This window comes from Clostridium sp. DFI.1.208 (assembly GCF_024463855.1).
Classification (GTDB): domain Bacteria; phylum Bacillota_I; class Bacilli_A; order Erysipelotrichales; family Erysipelotrichaceae; genus Clostridium_AQ.
Window position 1 is genome coordinate 1 of the sequence record NZ_JANGCA010000087.1, and the last position, 11,780, is coordinate 11,780.

Annotated in this window: 11 protein-coding genes; 9 read left to right on the top strand and 2 right to left on the bottom strand. The window is 44.9% G+C overall.

Annotated elements, in window-relative coordinates:
* Nucleotides 1–361: 361 nt before the first annotated feature.
* Nucleotides 362–934, top strand: coding sequence for a guanylate kinase (gene gmk / locus NE665_RS22230; protein ID WP_117442399.1), 573 nt, complete (start codon nt 362–364; stop codon nt 932–934).
* 524 nt (nt 935–1,458) lie between these two features.
* On the opposite strand, the gene NE665_RS22235 is transcribed toward gmk, so the two are convergent.
* The gene (locus NE665_RS22235) at nt 1,459–1,728 is read right to left on the bottom strand and encodes a hypothetical protein (RefSeq protein ID WP_117442398.1); all 270 of its coding nucleotides are present in this window, start codon (nt 1,726–1,728) and stop codon (nt 1,459–1,461) included.
* A 376-nt stretch (nt 1,729–2,104) separates the two neighbouring features.
* On the bottom strand, nt 2,105–3,436 hold the full coding sequence (gdhA, locus tag NE665_RS22240) for an NADP-specific glutamate dehydrogenase (protein WP_117442397.1): 1,332 nt from the start codon (nt 3,434–3,436) through the stop codon (nt 2,105–2,107).
* 187 nt (nt 3,437–3,623) lie between these two features.
* Between gdhA and NE665_RS22245 the strand changes: the two genes are divergently transcribed.
* The 8 genes from NE665_RS22245 (at nt 3,624) to NE665_RS22280 (ending at nt 11,613) form a co-directional block, all read left to right on the top strand.
* Nucleotides 3,624–3,851, top strand: a complete 228-nt coding sequence (locus tag NE665_RS22245) for a FeoA family protein (protein ID WP_117442396.1) — start codon at nt 3,624–3,626, stop codon at nt 3,849–3,851.
* Complete coding sequence (gene feoB / locus NE665_RS22250; protein ID WP_117442395.1) at nt 3,848–5,959, top strand: ferrous iron transport protein B; 2,112 nt, start codon at nt 3,848–3,850, stop codon at nt 5,957–5,959. Before NE665_RS22245 ends, feoB begins: the two co-directional genes overlap by 4 nt.
* Before the next feature lie 217 nt (nt 5,960–6,176).
* Nucleotides 6,177–6,650, top strand: a complete 474-nt coding sequence (locus tag NE665_RS22255) for an LURP-one-related family protein (protein WP_117442394.1) — start codon at nt 6,177–6,179, stop codon at nt 6,648–6,650.
* Between the two features lie 403 nt (nt 6,651–7,053).
* Complete coding sequence (locus tag NE665_RS22260; RefSeq protein WP_117442393.1) at nt 7,054–7,680, top strand: isochorismatase family cysteine hydrolase; 627 nt, start codon at nt 7,054–7,056, stop codon at nt 7,678–7,680.
* A gap of 2 nt (nt 7,681–7,682) precedes the next feature.
* Nucleotides 7,683–9,164, top strand: coding sequence for a nicotinate phosphoribosyltransferase (locus NE665_RS22265; RefSeq protein ID WP_117442392.1), 1,482 nt, complete (start codon nt 7,683–7,685; stop codon nt 9,162–9,164).
* Nucleotides 9,154–9,819, top strand: coding sequence for a hypothetical protein (locus NE665_RS22270; RefSeq protein ID WP_117442391.1), 666 nt, complete (start codon nt 9,154–9,156; stop codon nt 9,817–9,819). The genes NE665_RS22265 and NE665_RS22270 overlap by 11 nt, the downstream gene beginning before the upstream one ends.
* A 381-nt stretch (nt 9,820–10,200) precedes the next feature.
* Nucleotides 10,201–10,560 (top strand): TM2 domain-containing protein, encoded by a 360-nt coding sequence (locus tag NE665_RS22275; RefSeq protein ID WP_117442390.1) that lies wholly within the window; start codon nt 10,201–10,203, stop codon nt 10,558–10,560.
* A 12-nt stretch (nt 10,561–10,572) separates the two neighbouring features.
* A complete protein-coding gene (locus NE665_RS22280) occupies nt 10,573–11,613 on the top strand; it encodes an SPFH domain-containing protein (RefSeq protein ID WP_117442389.1) in 1,041 nt (346 codons plus the stop codon).
* Nucleotides 11,614–11,780: the final 167 nt, after the last annotated feature.

Sequence of the window (11,780 nt, forward strand, 5' to 3'; positions counted from 1 at the left end):
ATATTAAAAAATATTTATATAATATACTCTTAACTACAACGATAGTGAGCGATTAATGAAGTGATTTCTGATAGGAATAAAAAATAGCATCAACCAAATTTCCTTAGGTTGATGCCATTGGGCTGTTAAAAACAGCTCTTTTATGCACATTTGATACATATTGAGAATTGTATGTGATTCATCATAAATATGTATGAATCTTCGCAGGGACTTTGATTCACCATTGCGATTCTTTATCTTTTTCACGATTTTTGCGAAAACGTAGTTAATTTATTCAAAAAGCAAAAAAAATTCAGAAACACGTTTGACATACCTTGCCTGCGCTAGTAAAATGAATGTAAGAATAGTAAGGGGTGTGCTCATGAAAAAAGGTTTATTGATTATTATCAGCGGACCAAGCGGCGTAGGAAAAGGAACAGTGCGTAATTGCTTTATGAATGATGAATCCTTAAAGCTGGCGTATTCCATCTCCATGACAACCAGATCACCAAGACAGGGTGAACAGGACGGCGTTGATTACATATTTACAACAAAGGAAGAATTTGAACAGGCGATTCATGACGGAGAGCTTTTGGAATGGGCAGAATTTGTAGGAAACTACTATGGTACTCCAATGTCACAGGTTGAGAAGCTGCGTAATGAAGGCAAGAATGTGTTGCTGGAAATCGAAGTGCAGGGTGCTACGCAGGTACGTGAAAAATGTCCGGAGGCACTGACGATTTTCATCATTCCGCCAAGCATGGAGGAATTGGAAAAACGAATCCGGGGCAGAAGAAGCGAGCCGGAGGAAATCGTGCAGCAGCGATTGGCAAAGGCAAGCAAGGAAATCAAAATGGTCAACAATTACAAGTATATCGTATGCAATGATGACCCGCAGCTGGCAGCTGATATGATTTCAACAATTATCAAGCGTCATATGGAGCTGGATGAGTAAGCACACCTCGCGGTGTGCTTTTTTTCTGATATGGCATAGGGAATACATATCATTGCATATCTTTTAGATAAAGAAAGGCAGCTTCCAGCAGAAGCGCCGGTGCAGTGCCTGCTTTTTCCTCAGCCTTTAAAGCTGAAGAAAAGCAGACCATTTAATGTAATTAGGGGACAGTATTCCCTCTTCCTTTAAGCTAAGATGGAGAAAGCAGGAAATAACTGTTGTAGCGATAGAGCAGTGCGATCCCTTCTCTCAGACATACTTTATCGATAAGGATGCAGAAATATCTATTGGAATGAAAGTACACTGCATGACCTTTTTTCAGACGTATTGAAATAGAGAGTAGAATTGTATTGTGATACAGCACTCTGCTTGTCCCTCGGTATCTTTACATTTCATGCGTTCCCTGCAGCTTTTCATTTCGTGCATGTGTTTTCACAGGCGATTCTTCTGGTTCTTTAAACGAAGCAATCCTATGAACTAACTTCAAAAAAGCCACCACATTCCGGCGATGTGATTGCTTTTGTTTATGGAAATCCCACATATTCTGCTGTCACAAAAATGAAATAACGGTGACATTCAAATACGCCCAGTGGATTCGCTGTTTCGTAGTCGGTAACCTCATTTTGAAAGGTGTAATAGGGTTTTCCAAAATATGAAATCTCTGTGCTGTTCAAATAGACAGCGGGATTGCGGCTGATGATCAGGGCCTGCAGCTTTATGGCTCCTGAAGTCGTACAGCAGGTGTATATGAGATATACAGCGAGGGCTGTAAACAGTATCCGTTTTCGTTTCATACCAGGCTCGTTCTTCCCATACTTTGCACAAGGTCACACATAGCGTACGAGATACACTTTATATTTCCTGATTCAATGCAATTCAGATATTCTTTCATACATATTTCCTTTCTGCTTTCTATATGTTATCAGCGAAAGCCTTCTTCGTATACAGCATAGCACAAGAAAAAGCAGAGGAATAGGGCTGTAAGCGTATTGTAGGAAGTCCGTAAGAAAAGGGTAAGAAACAGGGATATTGCGTAAGGGGAAGCAATGGGAAAAGGAGACGGAAAGCGTACTCTCTGCAAAATAAACGCTTAACGCAGGAGATGCTGACCGCAGGTAAGTCTCTGAAAAGTAAAAAGCAGCCGTCATACGACAGCCGCTTATGTTTTACTTATACGATTCCCTGATCGATCATGGAGTCCGCAACCTTGATGAAGCCTGCAATGTTTGCCCCGGCCATATAGTTTTTACCAAGACCGTATTCCGCAGCTGTTTCAGACACTGTACGGAAAATATTTTCCATGATGTCCTGCAGCTTTGCATCCACCTCTTCAAAGGTCCAGGACAGACGTGCGGAGTTTTGTGACATCTCCAAACCGGAGGTCGCTACACCGCCTGCATTGCTTGCCTTACCCGGTGCATACAGAATATTGTTTGCCTGCAATACCTCGATGGCATCCGGCGTTGTCGGCATGTTGGCACCCTCACATACAGCGATACAACCGTTTTTGATCAGTGCTTCCGCGTCACTCTTGTGCAGCTCGTTTTGTGTTGCACAAGGCAGTGCGATATCACATGGGGTATTCCAGATGCTTTCTGATGCATGGAAGGAAGCCCCGGCTACTGTATCTGCATATTCCTTGATACGTCCGCGCTTTACTTCCTTGATTTCCTTCATCACATCCAGGTTTACACCGTTCTCATCAACGATATAGCCGCTGGAATCGCTCATGGCAATTACCGTTGCCCCCAGCTGGGTTGCTTTTTCCGCAGCATAGATGGCGACGTTTCCGCTTCCGCTGACAACGACCTTCTTATCCTTAAAGGAAGTGCCGTTTGCTTTTAGCATGGCCTCTGTGAAGTAGCACAGTCCATAGCCTGTAGCCTGGGTTCTGGCAAGAGAACCGCCCCAGTTTAAGCCCTTGCCGGTCAACACACCGGTGAACTCATTTCGGATACGCTTGTACTGTCCGAACATATAACCGATTTCACGTCCGCCGACACCGATATCGCCTGCTGGAACATCGGTATCCGGTCCGATATATTTGCACAGCTCTGTCATGAAGCTCTGGCAGAACCGCATGATTTCCGCATCGCTTTTTCCCTTCGGATCAAAGTCACTTCCACCTTTTCCTCCGCCCATTGGAAGACCGGTCAAAGAGTTTTTGAAAATCTGTTCAAAGCCCAGAAATTTAATAATAGAGATATTTACACTCGGGTGGAAACGAAGCCCGCCCTTGTAAGGTCCGATCGCCGAATTGAATTCCACACGGAATCCTCTGTTTACCTGCAGCTTACCGCTGTCATCGACCCAAGGTACACGGAAGATGATTTGGCGCTCCGGCTCGACAATTCTTTCAAATACTCCCTTTTCGATATATTCCGGATGCTTATCTGCGACTTTTTCCAGTGACAGCAGGACTTCATCAACAGCCTGAATGAATTCTGCGTCATTCGGATTGCGTTTGACAACTGCTTCTTTAACATAATCTAGCTTAGCCATAGTAATTTCCTCCTTTAGCCTGTTTATATTATATACGCAAAACACGAAAATGAAAATAAAAAAATGAATTTTTTCATACTGGTGAAAATATATTCATAAGTGATGAAAAATAGAACCACGTTTCATCGTCTTTTTATGACGGTGTTTTTTTCGCATGTCCGCTATACTGAAAAACAGGTGATGAATTATGAAGCTATGTGATGCAGCCATGGGAAAAACCATGGTCGTAACGAATATTCATATGTGCAAAAAGGAGAAGGATCGTTTATTTTATCTGGGTATCTATCCGGGCACGCACATACGCAAGCTGCGCAGTGCGCCGATGCAGGATCCCTGTCTGTATTTTGCGGCAGGCAATCAGCTGATTTTGCGTAATAAGGATGCGGCCTGCATTGAGGGGGAGGTGTTGGAATGAACTATCATGTGGCATTTGTCGGAAATCCGAATGTGGGAAAGAGTGCATGGATCAATGCACTCAGCAATGCGGATTTCAAGGTCGGAAACTGGCCGGGGGTTACGGTCGAAAAAAAGGAAGCCAATGTGTGCTGGGGAGGGGACAGCTACCACATTGTGGATCTTCCGGGCACCTATTCATTGACAAACAGTGGCAATGAGGAGAGCATTACGGCAGCATATCTTCAAAGTCAGCAGGTGGATCTGATTGTCAATGTGCTGGATGCGACAAATCTTCAGCGAAACCTCATGCTGACGCTGTTTCTGCGGGAGCTGCAGATTCCCATGCTGTTGATTTTTAATTTCATGGATGAGGTCAAGGCCTATGGTATTCATATTGATACGGCAGCACTGTCAAGGCGTCTGGGGATTGAGATTTTGGCGTATTCCGCCTTTGACCGCAGACATTATCGTGAGGTACGCCAGGCAATTCAAAAACAGGTGAAGCAAGAGACGGTATTCTATCATCCCCTGCTGAATGCCGAGGAGGATGAAATCTATACATCGCTGTATACGTATATTGAGCAGCACCTGCCGCCACATGCAGAAGCTTCACCACGCCTGCTGCATCGTCTTGCCTTGGAGTGTATGCGTGGGGATCTGCTTGTTATGAAACAGCTGGATGCCTGGCATATGGATACGGCAGTGCTGCAAACGCTGTGTCGGAACATGAACGAAGAAAACGTGCGCATAGGGTATTGTCGTGCTGTGGAATCTCTGATGCGCAGCGTGTCGCAGGATCCGAAAAAGCGGTATGCGAAAAGTGAGCGTATCGATGCGCTCGTATTGCATAGATGGCTGGGGCTTCCGCTGTTTCTGCTCGTTTTCTCTTTCCTCCTGCTTTTTGTCTTTCAGGCATCCGCACCACTCAATGATTATATCGGCTATCTGCTGCAGGATGTACTGGCCCGCTATGTTTCCTTTGCCCTGCAATGGGCGCCGTATGTAGTACGGCAGTTCCTGCTGCAGGGGATTCTTGCCGGCGTCGGAGGTGTGCTTGTGTTTGTGCCGTTGATGGCACTGCTGTATTTTGTATTATCCTTACTGGAGGAAAGCGGCTATATGGCGCGCATTGCTTTTTTGCTGGATCGGCTGATGAATTCCTTTCATCTCAGCGGAAAGAGCTTTGTCTCGCTCATGCTGGGCTTCGGCTGTAATGTGCCTGCCATCTATGCGACTCGCACGCTGGATAACGAACAGCAAAAGCGTCTGACTGCTCTGCTTGTCCCCTTTATGTCCTGTGGTGCCAGATTACCGGTATACGTGCTGTTCGCCTCTGCTTTTTTTCCAGATAAGGCGGCATGGATGATGCTGAGCATCTATGGGATCGGTATCCTTCTTGCTCTTGTACTGGCGCTGCTTGCATCCCGTTTTCCGATATTTCATGATGATGCGATGCTGGTGCTGGAGCTTCCGCCCTACCGTCTTCCTTCTCTGCGCGTAGTGCTCCATAAGGTGAAGGAGGAGGTAAAAAGCTATGTGCGCAAGGCGTGTGGCATCGTCCTATGGGCGATGGTGATCTTATGGGGACTTACCTACTTTCCGAATGGAAGCGTGGAGGACAGCTTTCTGGCTCAGGGTGCCAAGCTTGTTCAACCAGTATTTGCACCGCTTGGGTTTGGTGACCGGTGGGAATGTGTCGCTGCACTGCCCGGCGGCATTATCGCCAAGGAAACGATTGTCGGCTTTCTGGACACCGTCCTGCAGCCGGTACAACAGCAGGAGGCCTCCTCTATCAATATCGGCAGGGATATCCGTGATATTGTCTATAAGGGAGGAAATGCATTAAAGGAAAGTGCAACCTTCTTTTTGCACACCGATGTGGCAATCAAGCCGCAAAAGGATGCCCAGGTATCCCATATCCGCGCGCTGTGGACGGGTGCTGATGCAGGAATTCGCTCCTTCAGCTTCATGGTGTATGTCCTACTCAGTATCCCTTGTATTATGACCTTGCAGGCGGTCTATCATGAATACGGGAAAAAGCTTCTGCTGTTAACTCTGGTAGTTATGCTGGCGGTACCTTATCTTGCCTCATTGTTTATCTTTCAGTTCTTCTCTCTGTTTCTATAGATATATGGTTATCAAAGGGATCCTGCGATGGCGGTTTTCCCTGCTTGCGTATGCTATCAAACTTCTGAATCATCAGGGTCAGCGATATTGTTCAAATGATACAGCTGATCCTTTTTACTATGGTCAGCCTTTGTTCCTGTAAACAATGAAATACTTCAGGACTTCTTTTTTTTGCTGTTTCCTGTATAATGAACTTAAATGAAAGGGGAACAAGGCTATGAAATTGTTATTCAAGCAGCGTATGTTTACCTGGTTTGACAGCTATGATATATATGATGAGGCAGGACATACCGTGTACACGGTTGAAGGAAAGCTGTCCTGGGGACACCGACTGATTATCTACAATGCAATGCGTGAGGAAATCGGAGAAATCCGGGAAGAGGTATTTACCTTTCTGCCGCGCTTTCGCATGTATTTGAATGGAAGCTGTATTGGCTTTATCGAGCGTGAATTTACGTTTTTTAAATCGAAATATCATTTGTCCTGCAACGACTGGAAAATCGAGGGGAATTTCATGGAGTGGGAATATGATGTTATCAGTGAACAGGATGGATGCATTATGCATGCCAGTAAGGAGATTTTTCACCTCACCGACACCTATGTGCTGGATATCCGAAAGGAAGGACATGCACTGTTGTCCCTTATGATCGTTCTTGCCATCGATGCGGCAAAATGCTCGGGAACCGGATAAGGATGCGACACAGCACGCAGCTATGTGTTACTGACAGGAAAACCTGCAGGAAGAACAAATGAATGTCGTGCTTATGTATGTGTGAATAGTACGGGCTTGTGATACTGCTACAACACGGCATTTGAGAAAAACAAGGATTCGTAAAAAGGATACCGCTTCCCTGCATGTAAGTAAATCGATGGAAACGAGAACTTGATACAGCATGTGCTATGAAATATAGAAAGTGTAAGACAGCTTGAAATTTCTGGTTCGCTGATCTAGCTCTTTCGTTGATTGCATCTGCTATTGAAGGGAACAGCAGTCGTACGCTGTAAAAATGAAATTTCTGTGGATTCTGTTTCAAATTGAAGAAAAAAAGACTATAATAAATATCGTATAGGTAAAATTTTAAAGGAGATTCCCTATGGCTAGAGTAAGTAAACAGTTTTTAGAAGCATACAAGCCTCTTTCCACGAAAGAGCTGAAGGACCCTGTCATATTCGTTGTGGATATGATCGAGGGCTTTGTACATGAAGGAGCTTTGCATGATGAGGCAATCCATGCGGCAACAATGCACATTGAAAGCCTGATTCGGGATGCTGAGCAGCGGGTTATTTTCATTGCGGACTCCCATCCGCCCAAAACACGCGAGTTTATTTCCTACCCCTCTCATTGTGTCATCGGCACAAAGGAAAGCGAGGTTATTCAGGAATTACAGCCGTATGTACAGGAGCTGATGCGTAAGAATTCCACGAATACCTTTACATGTCCCGATTTTCAGCTCTTTTTGAAGGAACGTCTAAAGAATTACCGAGATATCGTCATCACCGGCTGCTGTACTGATATTTGCATCCTGCAGTTTGCGTTATGTCTGAATGCATGGCTGAATGAGCATAATAAGACAGAGCAGCGAATCATCATACCGCTGAGCTGTGTGGATACCTATCATATCGAGGGTGTGCACGATGCCGTATCCTGTAATGAATTCAGTATTCGCAACATGGAGGCAAACGGGATCTGTATCGTTTCAAAGCTGGAAAGAGAGGATTGAATATGAAAAGTCTGGATTATAAATTTGATTTTCGTGATGAGCGGAATCTGAGTCTGGTCATGGATTTTTATGAGCTGACCATGAGTCAGTGCTACTTTAATTCCAATCATAAGGATCGTGTCGTAACCTTCGACCTGTTTTATCGCAGAAACCCGGATAGCGGTGGTTATGCAGTGTTTGCGGGGCTGGAGGAGATTATCGGATATATTCAGAATTTGCATTTTGAGGATAGTGACATCGCATATCTGCGTTCATTGAATCGTTTCAATGATGAATTTCTGGAATATCTGCGGCATTTTATTTTTACCGGCGATATCTTTGCGGTGAAGGAAGGAACACCGGTATTCCCATATGAACCGCTGATTCGTGTTAAGGCGAAGATAATCGAAGCACAGCTGCTGGAAACGGCGATGCTGCTGTGTGTGAATCATCAGACCCTGATTGCGACAAAGGCAAAGCGTATTGTCAAAGCGGCGCAGGGAAGAGCTATCATGGAATTCGGTGCCCGTCGTGCGCATAACTTCGATGCGGCGAACTATGGTGCAAGAGCTGCCTACATCGGCGGTGTGGCAGGAACGGCAACCACCTATGCCGGACAGAAATTTGGTATGCCGGTTCTGGGGACTATGGCGCATTCCTTTGTACAGTCCTTTGACTGTGAATATGATGCATTCTTGGCGTATGCGAAAACCTATCCGGACAGCTGTACGGTGCTGCTGGATACCTATAATACATTGAAAAGCGGTTTGGTGAATGCAATCCGTGTAGCGAAGGAATATCTGGAGCCAAACGGCTATCGTCTGCAGGGCGTTCGTATCGACAGCGGGGACATGGCATACCTGTCGAAGAAAATCCGCACAGCACTGGATGCAGCAGGTATGCAGGACTGTAATATCGTGATCTCTAATTCCCTGGATGAATATCTCATCCAATCCCTGATTTCACAGGGGGCACAGATCAACAGCATGGGGGTTGGCGAGAATCTGGTCTGCAGCAAATCCGCACCGGTATTCGGCGGTGTATATAAAATGAGCTCCATCATGGACGGAGAGACCATGATACCGAAAATCAAGGTCAGTGAAAATGTTGAAAAGGTAACCAATCCCGGTTATAAGGATCTCTATCGTATTTACGATAAGGAAAGCGGTAAGGCTGTGGGGGATATCATGACCATTCACAGGGAGAACCTCGATCCAGATCGTGATCTGACCATCTACCATCAGATGAACAGCTGGAAGAACAAGACGATTCCAGGCGGCAGCTATGTGCTGCGTGATTTGCTGGAGCCGATCTTTTTAAACGGGGAGCTGGTTTATGAGGTTCCGGATCTGCAGGAAATCCGTGCGTACAGTGAACAGGAATTTTCCTGTATGTGGGATGAGATTCTGCGTTTTGAATATCCGCAGACCTACTATGTCGATCTCAGTAAGCAGCTGCTGGATCTGAAGCTGAAGATGCTGGAGGATGTGAAGCATGCAGGATAAGCTGGAGCGCCGCGAGATTTTATTAAAAAGAATGCTATATCTTTGTGCGGCTGTCTATATCGTTACACTGCTGTATGCGTTCTATCATAACTACACGCTCAGGGATATGAATGCACTCGGTATGACCTTTGTAGCGATGCTGACGCCCCTGATCGTACCGGTTGCCTTTAAGCTGCTGCATTTCAAGCCGGTATATGAAATTTACATCGTGTCTACGATTTTTACGTATTTTGCTTCGCTGATTGGAAGCAGCTATCACTGGTATTCCTATCTGGGCTTTGACAAGGTTCTGCATTTCTCCAGTGGCTGGTTCATCACGACGCTGGCGGTTATTCTGTATTTCTATCTGAAAAAGACGAATAAATTTCCGGATAAGAAGGATTATCACGTATTTCTCGTCTTTATCAATGCCGTGAATATCGCGGTTGGTGAAATCTGGGAGTTTTATGAATATGCAATGCTAATTTTCTTCAACAATGACTGCATCAATCATTATTCTCAGGGTGTGCATGATACGATCACCGATGTCATGTGTGCCACAGTGGCAGGCATCCTGTTGACGCTGCTGATCATGCGCTATCATAAAACAGGAAAAGGAAATTTCTTCACGAATGTCTATGAGAAATTTTATGAGCGCAATATTGCGGGGAAATAGACAGGAGCTGACAACGTTCGACTGATCGAAATTGATAACAGACTGTACCGCATATCCGCAGTTATGATCATAAGAAACAAAAGCAGTGTAGGGGGAAGCTATTGAAAAAATACGAACAGAAAAAATGGGAGTGCTATGAAAATAGTTTCCCATTTTTTGTATAATCCTATGGGAAACATGGTGATTTTGTTCTGTTATTTGCTTGGATATAGAGGAGCTGTGGAAGTGTGCGAAGATACGATTTTTAAAATATCCTGCTTTTCTAGCAGCCTCAAGGAAGACATCTGTTTTATTATAGTCATATGAAAAAATGCGTAGTGAAAATGAATTGCACAGCAAACGAGTTCCCTGTATAATAGAATAAGGTAAGGAGAGAACATTATGAAATGTAAGCAATGTGGTGCAGAGATTGAAAACAGCAGATGCTGTCCGTACTGCGGCAGTGAGAATGCGGATTATGATGCAGCGGCTGCAGTACAGCAGGAGGCAGCAAGACAGAGGAAAGCAGAGCAGGGAAAAGGACGAGACATTCATGACAGTGAGAAAAGCAAAACGGTGGCGTTTTTGCTTGCCTTGTTCAGCGGTCCCCTGGGTCTTCATAATTTCTATACGGGAAAATGGGGACGTGCATTGCTATATATGATAACCATAGGGTTTTTAATGTTTGGCTGGTTTTATGACATGTTCATGATAGCAACCAATAGATTTAAGGATGCAAACGGTGATTATATTGTACGATAGGAGGATGCGCTAATGGGATTCAGTGATCTTTTGATGGGGCAGTTTATTGATGTAATTGAAAATGACAAGGACATGAGTCACCTGATCGTTTTAAAATATCAGAGAAATAGCCGTGATAATGAAATCAAGCAGGGGGCAAAGCTGATTGTCAGAGAGAGTCAGGCTGCAGTATTTATGAACAAGGGAGAGCTGGCAGATGTGTTTTCCGCAGGCTCCTATACATTGAATACGGAGAACCTGCCGATTCTTTCCACACTGCAAAGCTGGAAATACGGCTTTCGCTCCCCGATTATCAGTGATTTGTTTTTTGTCAGCTTAAAGGCGCTGACAGATAACAAGTGGGGAACGAAGAATCCGTTTATCATTGAGGATCCGACCTTCGGCGTGGTTCGGGTACGCGGCTTTGGAACCTTCTCGATGCGGGTTGTGGATGTTGAGAGGTTTATGCGGGAGCTGGTCGGTGTACAGATGATCTATCAGACAGAGGATGTGATTGAGTTTGTTCGTTCGATTGTGATTGAAAGTCTGATTGATGTCATTGCCGAAGAAAAAATCCGCGTTGTAGAGCTGGCAAGCAAGCTTCGTGAGATTTCCGAGGCTGCCAGAGTCAGTGCGAATGAGAAAATGGAAACGATGGGAATCAGTCTGCTGATGATCAATATCGAAAATATCTCACTTCCTGAGGAGGTTGAAAAATTTATCGATGAGCAGTCCGGAATCAATCTGGTCAGCGGGAATATGCAGAATTTCCAGCAGTGGCAGCAGTCTCGGGCAATGCGGGATGCCGCACAGCAAAGTGGAGGGATCGCGGGAATTGGTGCAGGGTTTGCCTTTGCCCAGCAGATGAATACTGCAGCTGCACAGCCGCAGGAGCCGGTTGTCAAGGAAGTGATCCGTATCAAATGTCCGAATTGCGGAGAGCTGAACAAGGAGGATGCTAAATTCTGCTGTGAATGCGGAACCTCCCTCATAACGAAGAAATACTGCCCGCAATGCGGGGAGGAAGTGGAGCCGGACAGTAAGTTTTGCAGTACCTGCGGACAGAAGCTGTAAGCGAAGAAAGCGTTGATAGAAATCTAGCGCAGAACCATAGAAGAAAGACAACTATATTAAAGTCAAGTAGTAATTTATGAAAAAGTATGAAATATAAAATACTTGAAAATATAGTATTCGATCTTTGAAATTGTGAATGTAAATATGTTGAAAAGAACTATAGTTAA